General features: G+C 60.7%; 16 protein-coding genes. 11 read left to right on the top strand and 5 right to left on the bottom strand.

What is annotated here, in order from left to right:
* The first annotated feature begins 13 nt into the window (after nt 1-13).
* Nucleotides 14-820, top strand: a complete 807-nt coding sequence (locus EV281_RS22760; RefSeq protein ID WP_132656532.1) for a transporter substrate-binding domain-containing protein — start codon at nt 14-16, stop codon at nt 818-820.
* An 11-nt stretch (nt 821-831) separates the two neighbouring features.
* Here the strand turns inward: EV281_RS22760 and EV281_RS22765 are convergent, their stop codons facing one another.
* Nucleotides 832-2,373 carry a cation:proton antiporter gene (locus tag EV281_RS22765; protein ID WP_132656533.1) on the bottom strand — a complete coding sequence of 514 codons (1,542 nt, stop codon included), beginning with the start codon at nt 2,371-2,373 and terminating at the stop codon, nt 832-834.
* Nucleotides 2,374-2,454: 81 nt separating this feature from the next.
* On the opposite strand from EV281_RS22765, the gene EV281_RS22770 reads away from it, so the two are divergent.
* A complete protein-coding gene (locus EV281_RS22770; protein ID WP_132656534.1) occupies nt 2,455-3,699 on the top strand; it encodes an NAD(P)/FAD-dependent oxidoreductase in 1,245 nt (414 codons plus the stop codon).
* A 53-nt stretch (nt 3,700-3,752) separates the two neighbouring features.
* On the opposite strand, the gene ftsZ is transcribed toward EV281_RS22770, so the two are convergent.
* Nucleotides 3,753-4,775, bottom strand: a complete 1,023-nt coding sequence (gene ftsZ, locus EV281_RS22775) for a cell division protein FtsZ (RefSeq protein WP_132656535.1) — start codon at nt 4,773-4,775, stop codon at nt 3,753-3,755.
* A gap of 246 nt (nt 4,776-5,021) precedes the next feature.
* Here ftsZ and EV281_RS22780 point away from each other — a divergent pair, with 246 nt between their 5' ends.
* The 9 genes from EV281_RS22780 (at nt 5,022) to glpK (ending at nt 15,055) form a co-directional block, all read left to right on the top strand.
* Entirely contained in the window at nt 5,022-5,795 is a 774-nt protein-coding gene (locus tag EV281_RS22780; protein WP_132656536.1) for a DeoR/GlpR family DNA-binding transcription regulator, read from the top strand.
* A 110-nt stretch (nt 5,796-5,905) separates the two neighbouring features.
* Complete coding sequence (gene glpD / locus EV281_RS22785; RefSeq protein WP_132656537.1) at nt 5,906-7,435, top strand: glycerol-3-phosphate dehydrogenase; 1,530 nt, start codon at nt 5,906-5,908, stop codon at nt 7,433-7,435.
* 42 nt (nt 7,436-7,477) lie between these two features.
* Nucleotides 7,478-8,554 carry an ABC transporter ATP-binding protein gene (locus tag EV281_RS22790; RefSeq protein ID WP_132656538.1) on the top strand — a complete coding sequence of 359 codons (1,077 nt, stop codon included), beginning with the start codon at nt 7,478-7,480 and terminating at the stop codon, nt 8,552-8,554.
* A gap of 9 nt (nt 8,555-8,563) precedes the next feature.
* Entirely contained in the window at nt 8,564-9,634 is a 1,071-nt protein-coding gene (locus EV281_RS22795; RefSeq protein ID WP_132656539.1) for an ABC transporter ATP-binding protein, read from the top strand.
* Nucleotides 9,635-9,636: 2 nt separating this feature from the next.
* A complete protein-coding gene (locus tag EV281_RS22800; RefSeq protein WP_132656540.1) occupies nt 9,637-10,503 on the top strand; it encodes a sugar ABC transporter permease in 867 nt (288 codons plus the stop codon).
* A 14-nt stretch (nt 10,504-10,517) separates the two neighbouring features.
* Nucleotides 10,518-11,339 (top strand): carbohydrate ABC transporter permease, encoded by an 822-nt coding sequence (locus EV281_RS22805; RefSeq protein WP_132656541.1) that lies wholly within the window; start codon nt 10,518-10,520, stop codon nt 11,337-11,339.
* Between the two features lie 12 nt (nt 11,340-11,351).
* On the top strand, nt 11,352-11,633 hold the full coding sequence (locus EV281_RS22810) for a DUF2160 domain-containing protein (protein ID WP_132656542.1): 282 nt from the start codon (nt 11,352-11,354) through the stop codon (nt 11,631-11,633).
* A 79-nt stretch (nt 11,634-11,712) separates the two neighbouring features.
* On the top strand, nt 11,713-13,443 hold the full coding sequence (locus EV281_RS22815) for an ABC transporter substrate-binding protein (RefSeq protein WP_132656543.1): 1,731 nt from the start codon (nt 11,713-11,715) through the stop codon (nt 13,441-13,443).
* Between the two features lie 115 nt (nt 13,444-13,558).
* Nucleotides 13,559-15,055: a glycerol kinase GlpK gene (glpK, locus tag EV281_RS22820; protein ID WP_132656544.1), complete on the top strand. Its 1,497-nt coding sequence runs from the start codon at nt 13,559-13,561 to the stop codon at nt 15,053-15,055.
* Nucleotides 15,056-15,156: 101 nt separating this feature from the next.
* Here the strand turns inward: glpK and EV281_RS22825 are convergent, their stop codons facing one another.
* The 3 genes from EV281_RS22825 to EV281_RS22840 form a co-directional block, all read right to left on the bottom strand.
* The gene (locus tag EV281_RS22825) at nt 15,157-15,897 is read right to left on the bottom strand and encodes an SDR family NAD(P)-dependent oxidoreductase (protein WP_132656545.1); all 741 of its coding nucleotides are present in this window, start codon (nt 15,895-15,897) and stop codon (nt 15,157-15,159) included.
* Between the two features lie 236 nt (nt 15,898-16,133).
* Nucleotides 16,134-16,688, bottom strand: coding sequence for a hypothetical protein (locus EV281_RS22830; protein WP_132656546.1), 555 nt, complete (start codon nt 16,686-16,688; stop codon nt 16,134-16,136).
* A gap of 357 nt (nt 16,689-17,045) precedes the next feature.
* On the bottom strand, nt 17,046-17,555 hold the full coding sequence (locus tag EV281_RS22840) for an Hsp20/alpha crystallin family protein (RefSeq protein WP_132656548.1): 510 nt from the start codon (nt 17,553-17,555) through the stop codon (nt 17,046-17,048).
* Nucleotides 17,556-17,582 lie beyond the last annotated feature (27 nt).

A 17,582-nucleotide genomic window follows, 5' to 3' on the forward strand; every position in this document is an offset into this window, starting at 1 on the left:
TAAGGTGACTGATATGTTGCGACTGAGATCCGTCTGCCGATCGAAATTCCTGGCATTTGCCTGCGCCGCATTTGTCTCGGCAAGTATTTTCCAACCCGCTATCGTCTCGGCTGGCGAAAATGACAGCATCCGTATTGCGGTCGAGGGTGCATTTCCGCCGTTCAATTATCTTGATTCCAACAACCAGCTTCAGGGCTTCGACGTGGATATCGCCAAGGCCCTTTGCGAGACGGCAAAACTGAAATGCGAATTCGTCATCCAGGAATGGACGGCGATGATCCCGAACTTGCTGGACAACAAGTATGACGCGATCATCTCATCGATGTCGATGAGTGCGGAGCGGCGGCAAAAGGTTGCCTTCACCCAGAAATATTATGACAGCCCTACGGTTTTCATCGCGCCCAAGAAATCAGACATTGCCGGTACGTCACCCGATGATCTGAAGAAGCTGCGGCTCGGCGTGACGGCGGCGACCTCCCAGGAAGCCTACGCCAGGAAGTTCTACAGTGGTGTCGCAACGACCGTCTTTCAGGCATCTCCGGATCTCTACAAGGGTCTGGCCGATGGCAAGGTCGATATCATTCTGGAAGACAAGCTGGCAGTCTATGACTGGCTCGCAAACACCAGGGCCGGCAGCTGCTGCGCGTTCAAAGGCGACGATATCAAGAATACCGAATATTTCGGAGACGGAGCCGGTATCGCCGTGCGCCCTTCTGACAAGGCATTGCTGGACAAGCTGAATGCTGCGCTGGAAGAGATCCAGGCCGATGACACCTACGATACCATCAACGCGAAATATTTCCCGTTCAGCATTCGCTGATCTCGCTGTGATCAGCTCTCGGTGATGCGCCGATCCTCGTCGGAGCCGACCGAGAGCTGCTTCCAGTCGAGATCTTCCTGCAGTTCGAGATATTGCGTCGCGCCGATTTTATCCTTGTCGCGCAATTCCTCGAGACGCTGGCGCTGGGCGATCACGGCGGCGATCGTGAGCTCGCGGCGTCGCGTGAGTGGCGAGGTCTCGCCGGCGTCCGCCGGCACAGTCCAGTGATCCCTGCAGATCGTCCGGATCTCCTCGGCCGCCGCGCCATCCTCCTTTTCCAGTCGCTGGAACGCCGCTTCCGCAAGCGAGCGCCTTGCGGCCTCCAGTTCCTCATGGACCTCTGCCTGGCGCCCGAGCTTCAGGAAATGGATCATCGGGGCAAGTGTCGCCCCCTGGATGACGAGCGTTGCGAGCACTACTGCAAAGGCAGTCAGTACGACGAGGTCGCGTTCCGGAAAATCGGCAGGCAGGGCAAAAGCAGTGGCGAGCGTCACCAGGCCGCGCATGCCCGACCAACCGACGAGAAAAGTCTCGCCATGCCTGAAGGGCGCCAAGCCATTGCCGCGCCGGTGGCGTGAGATGACGTATGCATGCAGCAGGAAGGCCATCGCCAGACGCGTCAGGATCACACCGACCACCACGATGGCGGCAAAACCGAGTGCTCGCTCAAAATCGCCAGCGGACATGGATTCGAGGATGCTGCGGGCCTGCAGACCCATGAGCAGGAAGGCAACGACATTCAGCAGGAAAACGACGGTCGTCCAGACGGCGAAGGAATGCACCCGCATGCGTGGGGAATCATCGACCGTCGACAGCATGGCGATCGTCATGGCGCTCGCAACCGTTGCCAGCACGGCCGAGAGGTGCAAATGTTCGGCGATCAGCCAGGTCGAGAAGGCATAGACGAATTGCAGCAGCGTGCCGCCGACGGTGTTTTCGGTAATCGGCCGAAGCCGCGAGACGAAGAAGCCGAAAACGATGCCGAAGAGAATGCCGCCCGGTGCGGCAAATCCGATCTGAAGGGCGGTTGCGCCATCGAGCCCGCCGCGTGCCTGGACCGTCAGTGCCGCTCCGAACAGCAACAGGGCCGTTGCATCGTTGAACAGGCTCTCGCCCTTCAAGAGCGCATCGACACGGCGATCGACCGGCAGATTGGAAAGCACCGCAGTCGCTGCCGCTGCATCGGGCGGCGCGACGATTGCGCCAAGCGTAACGGCTACCGCGACCGGCAGTCCGACGGTCAGCATGCTGATCGATACGACGACGCCTGTCGTCACCAAAACGGCGATGACGGCGTAGAAGACCAGCGGCAGCAGCATGCGCCGCGCAGCCACCATCGGGAAGTCATAGGCCGAATCGACGAGCACGGGCGCGATGAACAGCGCAAGCGCCGTCGGCGGATCGATCGGGATCGTCGGCGCACCCGGGAGCATTGCAACGCCGACACCCGCGGCAGCCAGAATGCCCGGATAGGGCAGGTGCATGCGCCGGGTGATCTGCAGGAGCAGGATGGCGACGGCGAGCAGGGCGACGAGCGTTTCGAAGAAGGTCATATCGGTATAGTATCAGGCTTTCGGGCGCATTGAAGCGGGTGGAGCTCCCATGTAAAGTTTAAGCCTATCAGGGTGATGACGATGTGGGGTGAAGCGGTGGCGGTCGATTACGATGTGGCAGTTATCGGCGCCGGTGCCGCAGGTATTGCCGCGGCACGAAAACTGGCTGACGCTGGGCGCTCGGTCGTTATTGTCGAAGCCAGCAACCGCGTCGGCGGCCGGGCCTGGACGATCGAACTGTCAGGCATGCCGCTCGATATGGGTTGCGGCTGGCTGCATTCTGCCGAGCGCAATCCGCTCGTTGCCATCGGCCGGGAGGCCGGCTTCACGATCGAGCGCGGACCGACGGCCTGGCAGAGCCAGTGGCGCGATCTAGGTTTTTCACCGGACGAGCGAATGGCTGCTGCATCCGCCTGGGAGGCGTTCGAAGAGCGTCTGCGGGCCAATCCGCCGGCAAGCGACCGCGCCTCGGATGCACTGGAACCCAATGGCGAATGGAACGCCTATTGCCAGTCGCTGAGCGGCTATCTGAACGGCGCGCCGCTGGAACGGCTGTCGGTCGCCGATTTTCTTGCCTATGACAATGCCGCAACCGACGCCAACTGGCGAGTGCATGAAGGCTATGGAAGCCTGATCGGCGCCGCCGTTCCCGACGTGACGCTGCGGCTTTCGACGCCGGTGCGCCGGGTCGCGCTGACCGGCGAGGGCGTAAGGTTGGAAACCGACCGCGGCCCGGTGACTGCGAGAGCTGCGATCGTCACGGTCTCGACCAATGTTCTTTCCCGTGGCACGATCGCCTTTGATCCTGATGTCGACGATCATCTGCATGCCGCCGGTCAGTTGCCGCTCGGCCTTGCCGACAAGCTGTTCATGGAGCTCAGCGGCAATCATGGGCTGGAATCGGAAACCCATCTGCTTGGCGATATCAGGAATGAAGAGACCGGCAGCTATTACATAAGGCCGCTCGGCCGCCCTGTTATCGAGGGGTTCTTCGGCGGAAAGGGCGCCGTCGTCATCGAACAGGCGGGTCTTCTCGACGCCTTCGCTTTCGCGCTCGACCAGCTGTCGTCACTTCTTGGTAACAATATCCGCCGCCACCTGCGGCCCTTCGCAGCGTCTTTCTGGTGTCACACGGATTGGGTTCGCGGCTCCTACAGCCACGCGCTTCCCGGCCATTCCGGCGCGCGGCTCGTGCTCGCGCGCCCGGTCGGCGACCGGCTGTTCTTTGCAGGCGAAGCGACCCATCAATCCGACTTCTCGACCGCGCATGGGGCCTGGGAAAGCGGAACAAGGGCCGCCGACGAGGTGATCGAAATGTTCGTCTAGATCTGCGTCACACACATCTAGACGATCTTCCAACCCTCGCCCGAGCCGGCGCCTTACTGCAGCGTGCGGGTTTGCACCTGTCCCGGCGCATAGCCCGGCACTGCGGCCGCCTGGCCGGCGCCGTCAAGGCCGGTTGCGACGACCGAGACGCGGAACCTGCCGTCCAGGCTGCGATCGAAAATCGCACCGACGACGATTTCGGCGTCGTCCTGGACTTCGTCGCGAATGCGGCTTGCGGCCTCGTCGACTTCGAACAGGGTCATGTCCGAGCCGCCGGAGATCGAGATCAGCACGCCCTTGGCGCCCTTCATCGAGATATCGTCGAGCAGCGGGTTGGCGATGGCAGCTTCGGCCGCCTTCATCGCCCGGGCTTCGCCGGCCGCTTCGCCGGTGCCCATCATCGCCCGGCCCATGCCGCGCATGACGGATTTCACGTCGGCGAAGTCGAGATTGATCAGACCTTCCTTGACGATGAGGTCGGTGATGCAGCCGACACCGGAATAGAGCACCCGGTCCGCCGTCATGAAGGCATCGGCGAAGGTGGTCTTGGCATCCGCAATGCGGAAGAGATTCTGATTGGGAATGACGATGACGGTATCGGCTGCCTCGCGCAGTGCCTCGATACCGGCTTCCGCCATTTTCATGCGGCGGTTGCCTTCGAAAGTGAACGGTTTGGTGACGACGCCGACCGTCAGGATGCCGGCCGAACGAGCCGCATGCGCGATGACGGGTGCCGCACCCGTGCCCGTGCCGCCGCCCATGCCGGCGGTGACGAAGCACATGTGCGAGCCGCTCAGATGATCCATGATCTCGTCGAGCGATTCTTCCGCCGCAGCACGGCCGACTTCCGGCAGGGAGCCGGCGCCGAGACCTTCGGTGACATGTGCGCCAAGCTGGATGCGGCGTGTCGCCTTGGAGGTCGCCAGCACCTGGGCATCCGTATTGGCGGCGATGAAATCGACCCCCGCCAGTTTCTCGGCGATCATGTTGTTGATCGCGTTTCCGCCACCCCCGCCGACGCCAATCACCGTAATCTGCGGCCGCAATCCCGTAATGCCGCTCTTGGCGTCTGTCATCGAACTCTCCTTTTGTCCCTCATGCGTGCTCCGCCCGTCGCGGACAGCGAATCGCAGCATCATACGCTAAGGGCGCAACAAGGCAGAGACGGGGCGAGCTTTGCAATATCCAAGGGGATTTCAGCACGCGATCATATTCCAATGGATCGCACGGCGAGATTGCCCTCGGGATCGCACCAGCAGCGATTGCTTTGCCTCACACCGAAGTTTCGCTAAAGATGAAAACGAAACGAAGGGAGGGCGCGCATGTTTTTGTCGGATCGCCAGGGGAAAATCGTTGCGCTTGCGAAAACGTCGGGCCGGGTGCTGGTCGACGATCTGGCAGCGCAGTTTGCCGTGACACCGCAAACGATCCGCAAGGATCTGAACGATCTTTGCGATGCGCAGCTCCTGACGCGCATTCACGGCGGCGCAACCTTCCCGCGCGGTACGGAGAACGTCCGCTACGATGCGAGGCGCCAGATCGCCGCGAGCGAAAAACAGGCAATCGGCATTGCGGCCGCTGATCTCATTCCCAACAACAGTTCCCTCTTCATCAATATCGGCACGACGACGGAAGCTGTAGGCGAAGCGCTCACCGATCATCACGAACTGATGGTGATCACGAATAATATCAATGTTGCCAATAGATTACGACTGATCGACCATATTGAGGTGGTGATTGCCGGCGGTGTGGTGCGCCAGTCCGATGGCGGCATTGTCGGCGAGGCAGCCGTCGATTTCATCCGGCAGTTCAAGGTCGATTATGCCGTGATCGGCGCCTCGGCGATCGATCCGGACGGCGCGCTTCTGGATTATGATTTTCGCGAGGTGAAGGTGGCGCAAGCCATCATCGCCAATGCGAGGCACGTCATCCTGGTTGCTGACTCGACCAAGTTCGAGCGTACCGCGCCTGTTCGTATCGGTCAGATTTCGCAGGTCCATACGTTCATCACGGACCAATGCGATTCGCCGTCCATCCGCAATATCTGTCAGCAGAGCGGCGTCGTGCTGATCGAAGCGACGAAAGCAAACCGCTGATTTTCGCAGCGGATAACATTCGTTTGACATTCGGAAAATTTTCGATTTAATCATCCCTGCTTTCGGTTTTGGGGGAACCGTTGCGCTATCCTGGTGCAACGAGAGGGAACATGGGTCGTATCCACGATATTTTCGTCATCGGCGGCGGGATCAACGGCTGCGGCATTGCGCGCGATGCGGTTGGCCGTGGCTATACGGTGGTCCTAGCCGAGATGAACGATTTCGCTTCCGGCACCTCGTCGGGCGCCACCAAGCTCATCCATGGCGGCCTGCGCTATCTCGAGCATTACGAGTTTCGCCTGGTGCGCGAATCGCTGATGGAACGCGAAATCCTCTGGGCCATGGCCCCGCACATCATCTGGCCGCTGCGCTTCGTCTTGCCCTACCACAAGGGCGGCATTCGTCCCGCCTGGCTGATCCGGCTTGGCCTCTTCCTCTACGACCATTTGGGCGGCCGCAAGCTGCTGCCGCCGACTTCGGTGCTTGATATGCGCGCCGATCCGGCCGCCAAGCCGCTGAAGGCGCTGTTCACCAAGGCCTTCGAGTATTCCGACGGCTGGGTCGACGATGCCCGCATGGTGGTGCTCAATGCCCGCGATGCCGCCGACAAGGGGGCGCTGGTCATGCCGCGCACCAAGGTCGTGTCGGCGAGACAGGAGAAGGATGCGCAGGGAAATAACCTCTGGCAGATCGAAACGGTCAACACGGTCACCGGCAAGAGCGAGCGCCATCAGGCCCGCATGCTGGTCAATGCTGCCGGTCCCTGGGTCGACCACGTGATCCGCTCCGCCTTCGGTCATAACGAGGCCCGCCATGTGCGCCTCGTCCAGGGCAGCCACATCGTCGTCAAGAAGAAGTTCGAAGGCCCGCGCGCCTATTTCTTCCAGAATCCCGACAACCGCATCATCTTCGCCATTCCTTATGAGACCGACTTTACGCTGATCGGCACCACCGACCGCGATTACACCGCCGATCCGAAAGATGTGAAGATTTCCGAGGAAGAGACGCTCTATCTCTGCAATGCCGCCTCGGAATATTTCAAGGAACCGGTCAGACCCGACGATATCGTCTGGACCTATTCGGCGGTTCGCCCGCTCTTCGACGACGGGGCCTCGAAGGCGCAGGAGGCAACGCGTGATTACGTGCTGAAGGTCGAGGGCAAGGCGGGCGAGGCACCATTGCTCAATGTCTTCGGCGGCAAGCTCACCACCTACCGGCGGCTGTCGGAACATGCGCTGGAAAAGATCGGCGAGGCGATCGGCGTCAAAGGCAGGCCGTGGACGGCGGGCAGCCATCTGCCGGGCGGCGATTTCCCGGTGCAGGGCTATGAGGCGGAAGTGGCCAAGCTCAAGGCTCGCTATCCGTTCCTGAGCGAAGCCCATGCCCGCAGGCTGACGCGGCGCTATGGCACCCGGGCGACGGTGCTGCTCGGCAGCGCCCGGAAGGCAGAGGATCTCGGCCGGCTGTTCGGATCCGATCTCTACGAGGCCGAGGTGCGCTATCTCATCGACAATGAATGGGCCAGACACGCAGAGGACGTGCTCTGGCGAAGAACAAAGGATGGCCTGCGTCTTTCGAAGGATGAGGCCAGATCACTGGAGGAGTACATGGCTGCCATGCCGGCGACGATGGCCGGATAAGGTGGCGTGTGGTCCCCGTTGCGAGGAGGCACGGGAATCGGAATGCTGGAGTTGCGGAACGCCGCCAAGATGGTGGGCGCGGACTATCATATTTATCCGACCGATCTGGTTCTCGAGCGGGGCACGCTGAATGTCCTGCTGGGGCCGACCTTGTCGGGCAAGACGTCGCTGATGCGTCTGATGGCGGGGCTTGACCGGCCGACCGAAGGTTCCGTCCGTTTCGACGGCGCCGATGTCACCGGCATGCCGGTGCAGAAGCGTAACGTCGCCATGGTCTACCAGCAGTTCATCAACTATCCGGCCTTGAGCGTCTATGAGAACATCGCCTCTCCGATGCGAATTTCCGGCAAGGACGGCGCCACGATCGACCGCGAGGTCCGCAAGGCCGCCGAACTTCTGAAACTGACGCCCTATCTCGATCGCACGCCGCTCAACCTGTCTGGCGGCCAGCAGCAGCGCACCGCGCTCGCCCGCGCCCTCGTCAAGAATGCCAGCCTCGTGCTGATGGACGAGCCGCTCGCCAATCTCGACTACAAGCTTCGCGAGGAATTGCGCGAGGAACTGCCGAAGATCTTTGCCCAATCGGGCGCAATCTTCGTCTACGCGACCACCGAGCCTTCCGAGGCACTGTTGCTCGGCGGCAATACCGCGACGCTGAACGCCGGCCGCGTAACACAGTTCGGCCCGACGATCGACGTCTATCGCCGGCCAATCGATCTTGCGACCGCCGGCATCTTTGCCGATCCGCCGCTGAACGCCATCGAGGTTATCAAGTCGGGCGATGTCTTCGCGCGGCCGAGCGGGGGCACGCTTCCGGTTCCCTCGCATCTCGCCGTGGTGCCGGACGGGCCTGTCACCATCGCCTTTCATCCGCACCATCTCGGCCTTGCGCCGCAAACCGGCGATGCGGCCCGCCTGCAGGCGCGCACGCTGGTCTCCGAAATCACCGGCTCGGAGAGCTTCGTTCATCTGGATTACGACGGCGTGCGCTGGGTGATGTTGGCGCACGGCATTCACGACATCGATCCGGACATGGACATCGAGGCTTTTCTCGACATGCGCCACCTTATGGCCTTCGGCGCCCACGGGCATGCCATCACCACGGTCGCAAAGGCATAGGAGAGCACAATGGCACGCATCACGCTCGACCATATCCGCCACGCCTACGGCCCCAATCCGAAGACGGAAAAGGATTATTCGCTGAAGGAAGTCAACCACGAGTGGAACGATGGCGGCGCCTATGCGCTTCTCGGTCCCTCCGGTTGCGGCAAGACCACGCTGCTCAACATCATCTCCGGTCTCCTGCAGCCCTCGCACGGTCGCATCCTGTTCGACGGCCGCGACGTCACCGACCTTTCGACCCAAAGCCGCAACATTGCGCAGGTCTTCCAGTTTCCGGTCATCTACGACACGATGACGGTTTACGACAATCTCGCCTTTCCGCTGCGCAATCGCGGCGTGGCCGAGGCGGATGTCGACCGGCGTGTGCGCGACATTCTCGAGATGATCGACCTTGGCGGCTGGGCAAAACGCAAGGCGCAAGGCCTGACGGCCGACCAGAAGCAGAAGATCTCCCTCGGACGCGGGCTGGTACGCAACGACGTCAACGCCATTCTTTTCGACGAGCCGCTCACCGTCATCGATCCGCATATGAAATGGGTGCTGCGTTCGCAGCTGAAGCGGCTGCACAAGCAGTTCGGCTTCACCATGGTCTACGTCACCCACGATCAGACCGAGGCGCTGACGTTCGCCGAAAAGGTCGTCGTCATGTATGACGGCCAGATCGTCCAGATCGGCACGCCGGCCGAACTCTTCGAGCGGCCGAGCCATACCTTCGTCGGTTATTTCATCGGTTCGCCCGGCATGAACGTCATGCCGGCAAGGATCGACGGCAGCACTGTCAGGGTGGGGGACGAGACGTTGACGCTCGGTTACGCGCCGAAAACCGAGAACGCTGCAAAGACCGAGCTCGGCATCCGTCCCGAATTCATTCGTCTTGGACGGGAAGGCATGCCGATCTCCATCAGCAAGGTCGAGGATATCGGCCGGCAGAAGATCGTGCGCGCCCGCTTCGCCGGCCAGCCGATTGCGATCGTCGTGCCCGAGGATGACGAAATCCCTAATGACGCACGCGTCAGCTTCGATCCCTCGGCCATCAGCATTTACGCCGATAGCTGGCGTGTCGGCAGGGAGGCCTGACCATGCAGAAAACGTGGAACAACAAAGCCTGGTTTCTGGTCCTGCCGGTGCTGCTGCTCGTCGCCTTTTCGGCGGTCATCCCCCTGATGACGGTCGTCAACTATTCGGTGCAGGATACGTTCGGCAATAACGAGTTCTTCTGGGCCGGCACCGACTGGTTCATCCAGACCCTGCATTCCGACCGCTTCTGGGCCGCATTGCAGCGCAACCTGCTCTTCTCCCTCATCGTCCTGGTGCTGCAAATTCCGCTCGGTATCTTCATCGCGCTCAACATGCCGAAATCGGGGCCGGGTGTGCCCGTCTGCCTCGTGCTGATGGCGCTGCCGCTGCTCATCCCGTGGAATGTCGTCGGCACGATCTGGCAGGTCTTCGGACGTGTCGACATCGGCCTGCTCGGCCATACGCTGGAAGCGATTGGCCTCGACTATAATTATGTGCGCGACCCGGTCGATGCCTGGGTGACCGTCATCATCATGGACGTCTGGCACTGGACGAGCCTCGTGGTGTTGCTCTGCTATGCCGGCCTCGTTTCGATCCCGGATGCCTATTATCAGGCAGCCAAGATCGACGGCGCCTCGCGCTGGTCCGTCTTCCGATACATCCAGCTGCCGAAGATGAAGCGCGTGCTTTTGATCGCCGTGCTCTTACGCTTCATGGACAGTTTCATGATCTATACGGAACCCTTCGTCGTCACCGGCGGCGGCCCCGGCAACTCGACGACCTTCCTCTCCATCGATCTGGTGAAGATGGCGGTCGGCCAGTTCGATCTCGGCCCGGCGGCGGCAATGTCGATCATCTACTTCCTCATCATCCTGCTGCTCTCCTGGGTGTTCTACACCGTGATGACCAGCGGCGACGCGAACGGCTGAAGGAGGGCGCAGACATGACCAGCAAATACAAACCTGCAGGCAGCCTTTCCTGGCTCGTTCCGACTGTTTACATCATCTTCCTGATCCTGCCGATCTACTGGCTCGTCAACATGAGCTTCAAGGAGAATGCCGATATCACCGGCGCCTTCTCGCTGTGGCCTACGAACCCGACGCTGCGCAATTATGCGGTCATCTTCACCGACCCGTCCTGGTACAATGGCTACATCAACTCCATCATCTATGTGGTGATGAACACGGTGATCTCGGTTGCCGCGGCGCTGCCGGCTGCCTATGCCTTCTCGCGCTATCGGTTTCTGGGCGATAAGCACCTGTTCTTCTGGCTGCTGACCAACCGCATGGCGCCACCGGCAGTCTTCGCGCTGCCCTTCTTCCAGCTCTATTCGGCCTTCGGCCTGATCGATACGCATATTGCGGTGGCGCTCGCCCACTGCCTCTTCAACGTGCCGCTGGCGGTCTGGATCCTTGAAGGTTTCATGTCCGGCGTGCCGAAGGAGATCGACGAGACGGCCTATATCGATGGCTACTCCTTCCCGCGCTTCTTCGTGAAGATCTTTATGCCTCTGATTGCAAGCGGCGTTGGTGTCGCCGCCTTCTTCTGCTTCATGTTCTCGTGGGTCGAGCTGCTGCTTGCCCGCACGCTGACGACGACGGCCGCAAAACCGATCTCGGCGATCATGACGCGCACGGTTTCGGCAGCCGGCATGGACTGGGGTGTGCTCGCGGCAGCCGGCGTGCTCACCATCATTCCGGGCGCGCTCGTCATCTATTTCGTTCGCAATTACATCGCCAAGGGCTTTGCCCTGGGCCGCGTCTGAGGAGGACCGGACATGAGCTTTTCCTGGATGGCCTGGACGCTGCCGACGGCGCTCTTCTTCCTGACGATCTTTCTGCTGCTCGTCGGCATGAGCGTCTGGGAATATTTTTCGCCGGGGGGATCGCCGCGCGTTGGCTTACTCCGGTTCGAGACGACGCGCGGCGACAGGCTCTTTGTTTCGCTGCTGGGGGCAGCGTTCATTCATCTCGCATGGCTGGGTCTTGTCGGACCCAACCTGTGGTGGGCTCTTGGCATCTCCGTGATCTACGCCATCGGCGTATTCCGTTACGTGTGATTCCAAGGTGATACGGATGGCCGGGGGTACTGGCCGCCTGAGACGTAAGGACTGCAATCGCTAACCCTGGGAGGATATTATGCGAAGGCATCTATTAACGACGACAGCAGGCATTTTGCTGGCACTGGCGGGCTCCGCCTATGCCGGTATGGATGAGGCGAAATCCTTCCTGGACAAAGAGGTCGGTGATCTCTCGACGCTCTCGCGCGCCGACCAGGAAAAGGAAATGCAATGGTTCGTCGATGCTGCGAAGCCTTTCGCCGGCATGGACATCAAGGTCGTTTCCGAAACGCTGACGACACATGAATACGAATCGAAGGTGCTGGCGCCTGCCTTTACCGCGATCACCGGCATCAAGGTGACCCACGACCTGATCGGCGAAGGCGATGTGGTCGAAAAGCTGCAGACGCAGATGCAATCCGGCGAGAACATCTACGACGCCTATATCAACGACTCGGATCTGATCGGCACGCATTGGCGCTATCAACAGGCCCGTTCGCTGACGGACTGGATGGCCAATGAAGGCAAGGAGGTCACCAATCCGGGCCTTGACGTCGACGACTTCATCGGCAAGTCCTTCACCACCGCTCCAGACGGCAAGCTCTACCAGCTTCCCGACCAGCAGTTCGCGAACCTCTACTGGTTCCGCTACGACTGGTTCAACGACGAGAAGAACAAGGCCGACTTCAAGGCGAAATATGGCTACGATCTCGGCGTTCCCGTCAATTGGTCGGCCTATGAGGATATTGCCGAGTTCTTCACCGGTCGTGACGTGAACGGCAAGAAGGTCTTCGGCCATATGGACTACGGCAAGAAGGATCCGTCGCTCGGCTGGCGCTTCACCGATGCCTGGCTCTCCATGGCAGGTAACGGCGACAAAGGCATTCCGAACGGCAAGCCGGTCGATGAATGGGGCATTAAGGTCGACGAGAACTCGCGGCCGGTTGGCTCGTGCGTTGCACGCGGCGGTGATACCAACGGTCCGGCAGCGGTTTATTCGATCCAGAAGTATCTGGATTGGCTGAAGGCCTATGCGCCGGCGGCGGCTCAGGGCATGACCTTCTCCGAGGCCGGCCCTGTTCCATCCCAGGGTGAGGTCGCGCAGCAGATCTTTACTTACACGGCCTTCACCGCCGACTTCGTCAAAAAGGGCCTGCCGGTGGTCAACGAGGATGGCACGCCGAAATGGCGGTTTGCGCCGTCCCCGCACGGCGTCTACTGGAAGGACGGCATGAAGCTCGGCTATCAGGACGCTGGTTCCTGGACGTTGATGAAGTCGACGCCGGTCGACCGCGCTAAGGCAGCATGGCTCTATGCGCAGTTCGTCACGTCGAAAACGGTCGATGTGAAAAAGAGCCACGTCGGTCTGACGTTCATCCGCGAATCCACCATTCGCGACAAGAGCTTCACCGAACGCGCTCCAAAACTCGGTGGTCTGATCGAGTTCTACCGTTCTCCGGCGCGCGTCCAGTGGACACCAACCGGTACCAACGTTCCTGACTATCCGAAGCTTGCACAGCTATGGTGGCAGGCAGTTGGTGACGCGTCCTCCGGTGCAAAGACCGCTCAGGAAGCCATGGATTCGCTCTGCGCCGAACAGGAGAAGGTGCTGCAGCGCCTGGAACGCGCGAAGGTGCAGGGCGATATCGGCCCGAAACTCGCCGAGGAGCATGATCTCGCTTACTGGAACGCCGATGCGGTCAAGAAGGGCAACCTCGCGCCGCAGCTGAAGATCGAGAACGAGAAGGAAAAGCCCATCACCGTCAACTATGACGAGCTCGTCAAGAGCTGGGCGGACGCGAAGAAATAAGCGTCAGATCGGCCGGGCGCGACGGTGCCCGGCCGCCTTCCATTTTCCGGAAATCAAACGAGGACAAGTCGCCGTTCCCCACGGAACGATGGCTGTTGCGCAGGAAAAAGATGTCATGAGCGGCCATATCCTTGCCATCGACCAGGGCACGACATCGTCACGAGCCATCCTCTTCGATGCGAAGATGCGGATCGTATCGTCGGCTCAGACGGAGATTACCCAGCATTTTCCGCAGACTGGCTGGGTGGAGCATGATGCGGCCGAAATCTGGGATACGGTGCTTTCGACGACGCGCGATGCCGTGGCAAGAAGCGGTTTGGCACCCGGTGCGATTGCCGCTGTCGGCATCACAAATCAGCGCGAAACAACCGTCGTCTGGGACAGAGCCACCGGCCAGCCGCTCCATCGGGCGATCGTCTGGCAGGACAGGCGGACGGCCGAAATGTGCGACCGTCTGAAAGTCGATGGCTACGAAAAGCTCTTCACGGCCAAGACCGGCCTGTTGCTCGATCCCTATTTCTCGGGCACGAAGCTGCGCTGGTTGCTCGACAATGTCGAGGGCTTGCGTGTTCGCGCCGAGGCCGGCGAGGTTTGTTTTGGAACGATCGACAGCTGGCTTATCTATAAGCTCACCGGCGGGCGCAAGCACGTCACCGATGCGACCAACGCGTCGCGAACCTTGCTCTACAATATCGCCGAGAACCGCTGGGACGACGAACTGCTCGAGATTCTGCACATTCCTCCGGCACTTCTACCTGAGGTCAAGGACAGCGCCGATGATTTCGGCACGGTAGAGGCGAGCGTTTTCGGGGCTGCCGTTCCGATCCTCGGTGTGGCCGGCGACCAGCAGGCGGCAACGATTGGCAATGCTTGCTTTCAGCCGGGCATGGTGAAATCGACCTATGGCACCGGCTGCTTCGCGCTTTTGAACACCGGCGACGACCGCGTGCGCTCCAAGAACCGCCTGCTGACGACCATTGCCTATCGCCTGAAGGGCAGGACGACCTATGCACTGGAAGGATCGATTTTCATCGCCGGGGCAGCGGTCCAGTGGCTGCGCGATGGTCTCGGGATAATTGAAAAAGCTTCCGAAACCGGAGTGCTGGCCGACAAAGCCGATCCGCAGCAGCGGGTCTATGTCGTGCCTGCCTTCACCGGCCTCGGCGCTCCCTATTGGGATCCGGAGGCGCGGGGCGCGATCTTCGGCCTGACACGCAACAGCGGCCCGGCAGAACTCGCGCGCGCCGTCCTGGAATCGGTCGCCTACCAGACGCTCGATTTACTCGTTGCCATGAAAAGCGACTGGGGCGATCACCCGATCGAAACGGTCTTGCGCGTCGATGGCGGCATGTCGGCCTCCGAATGGACCATGCAGCATCTCGCCAATATTCTCTCGAGCCCCGTCGATCGGGCCGCGACGCTTGAGACGACGGCCTTGGGCGCGGCCTGGCTTGCCGGATCGCAGGCAGGTGTCTGGCCGGATCAGAGCGAGTTTGCCAGCGCCTGGGCGCGCGACCGCAGCTTTCAGCCTGACATGACGGAGATCGATCGGCAGGCAAGGATCGTCGGCTGGCGCAATGCGATCGCGCGAACACTCAGCACGATGACCTGAGCTGGGCGGACCAGCACGGTGAAAAAGAGCCGGGCGGTGTCAGGCCACCCGGCTTGTCTGTTTGCCGGAATGTCGTCTGCCAGCCTCACGCAAACCGACGATCAGTGACAGCATTCCTGTGTCATTTCGGCCGCCGGCGGAACGTAGGCGGAAAATTCCTGCTCGAGCGTCTTGATGACGCCGGTGCGCCAGCCATCGGCAATACGTTCGGAATAAGGATCGGGAAAGATATCCTCTTCGCCTCTTTCGAAGCCGTCGAATATTCCGGTTGCCACGAGAGCGGGCGGCGACTTCGGCACCTCGAAGCCACGCGTCATGTCGGTATCGACAGGCCCGGTGAAGCAGCTGTGCACGGCGATGCCACGGCCTGCCAAAAGCGCCCGGAAGGCCTGCATGAGGTTGTGTGCTGCCGCCTTCGAAATCGAATAGGCCGGCGTGGAGGCGACCGGCACGAGCGCCGAGAGGGACAGGTTGTTGATGATGGCGCCCTTCGATCGCGTCAATGCTGGCAGGAAAGCCCGGGTCACCCGCAGCGGGCCGAAGAAATTGACCGCCATATGGCGGTTGATGATGTCGGCATCGCCGAGATCGTCGGGCATGAAGATGCCGGCATTGTTGACGAGGATATCGAGGTTTCCGACGGTCGCGACCGCTTCCCGGACGTCACGCTCGTCGGTGATGTCGAGTTTGACGAAGGTGACGCGATCATCGTCATGATGCTGCTCGCTGCGCGATGCCGCGTAGATGCGCTTTGCGCCACGCCGTAGCGCTTCGTCCGTGAGAGCCTTGCCGATGCCGCGATTGGCGCCGGTGATCAGAATCGTTTTGTTTTCGATGCTCAAGACATGCTCCTGTAAATGACCATGCCATCAGGAGGGGTTTCCTGATGGTCATGAGGGAGCCTAGGCCCGTTCGGTCAATGAACGGGAGTAACATGTCTGGCGGGATCTGGAGGCATGCGCCGGCGACGAGCATTATCAGTCCCTTTGCAGCCACCTTGCACAGATGCATTCCACCGCCTCGAGCAATCGCCAACCGAACCGACCCTTCAGCAGTGCCAGCGCAATCCATCTTCCGATCAGTTTTCGATCTGCTGCTCCGAGACGACGCTGACGATGACTTCGTCGTGTCCGTTCGGATAGAGAGGCAAATCGACGGTGATCGCTTTCCTGCGCTCGGAGGACGACGCCTCGAGGAATTTCCTGACGCGCCCCTGACCATTCTTCGCGCCTGATGCCTGCGCGTGTGTCTCATCGACGAGACGACGTTCAAAGGCCGCAGCGTCGATTTCTGCAAAGGCCATGGTGCAGCTTTCCACTTGGCTGTCGCCCACTGAGGCCCGCGCGACTACCAGCGCCTCGAATGAACCGTCCCCTTCCGCGGTCAGATTCCAGCCTTCCAGCGCCACCGGATCTTCTACGGGCGCGAGGCTTGTGGCCATATCAGTCGCAAGCGCAGGCCAATCCCTGTCCTTCGCCGCAGTGACCGTCCGCTGGAAATCCGGTCCTCGAACGAGACAGCGTTCGTTGAATTGACCAAACGGATCCGGTTGGTCGGCGCCTGCCACGCCCGCAAAGCCGGTGAGAAGGATCGCCGTCGAGAGGCAATATGTGATCCTGCACTTGCTTGTCATATGTCAGGCTCGAGCCTCCTTGGATATTCGCGCCAGGCGTTGCCTTACCATTGCGATGAAAAGGGAGAAATGATGGTCGATATGATCCGCCTTCAAAACACTTGGTCATTGACCATTCCCGGCCTTCGCCCTGGCAAAGGGACTATGACCCGAGACGCTGCGGCGATGATCGTTCACGGCAATGTATGGGTTGATGTCGAGATCTATGGCAGCAAGGGGACCAGACGCTGGATCGATGTGACGGTTTCCGACTGAGAGGCAATCGTCCAGCGAAACGAAAATGCTAAGGGCGAAAGGCACGGTCCCATCTGGTAGCCAAAGACGCGGCCGCCAGATGGCCGCCGCGTCTTCGTTCGATTAGCTTTGGATGGCGATGCGTTTGACCTGCGACTGTGCCTTCTCGGTTTTCGGCAAGGTCACGGTCAGGATGCCGTTCTTGAAGCGGGCCTCGACCTGTGCCTCCATAACCTCGGTGCCGAGCGGGATGCGTCGTTCGAAGCGTCCGTAATACCGCTCCGAAAACTGGCGGTCCTTGTCCTCAGTCTCAGAACGCTTCTCGCCTTTCAGTGTCAGCACACCATCATTCAGCAGGACTTCGATGTCTTTCTCCTCGAGGCCGGGTACCTCGGCGGTCACCTTGATCTCTTTGTCGGTGTCGGACACCTCGATGTTCGGCCAGCCGGCGCTGAAAGCGGTACGGCTGCCGAAGGAGGGAACGCCGGAGCTGAAACCGCGGAACACATCGTCGAACAAGCGGTTCACCTCACGATGCAACGACAGGAAAGGATCACGGTCGTCATCGCGCAAGAGATTTGGAACGTGGTTGCCGGTGTCACGGCCCCACGGGATCAGATCACGAACACTCATGGTTTTCTCCTTTCTGTTGGTTCGGTT

Source organism: Rhizobium sp. BK418 (genome assembly GCF_004341105.1).
Lineage (GTDB): Bacteria > Pseudomonadota > Alphaproteobacteria > Rhizobiales > Rhizobiaceae > Rhizobium.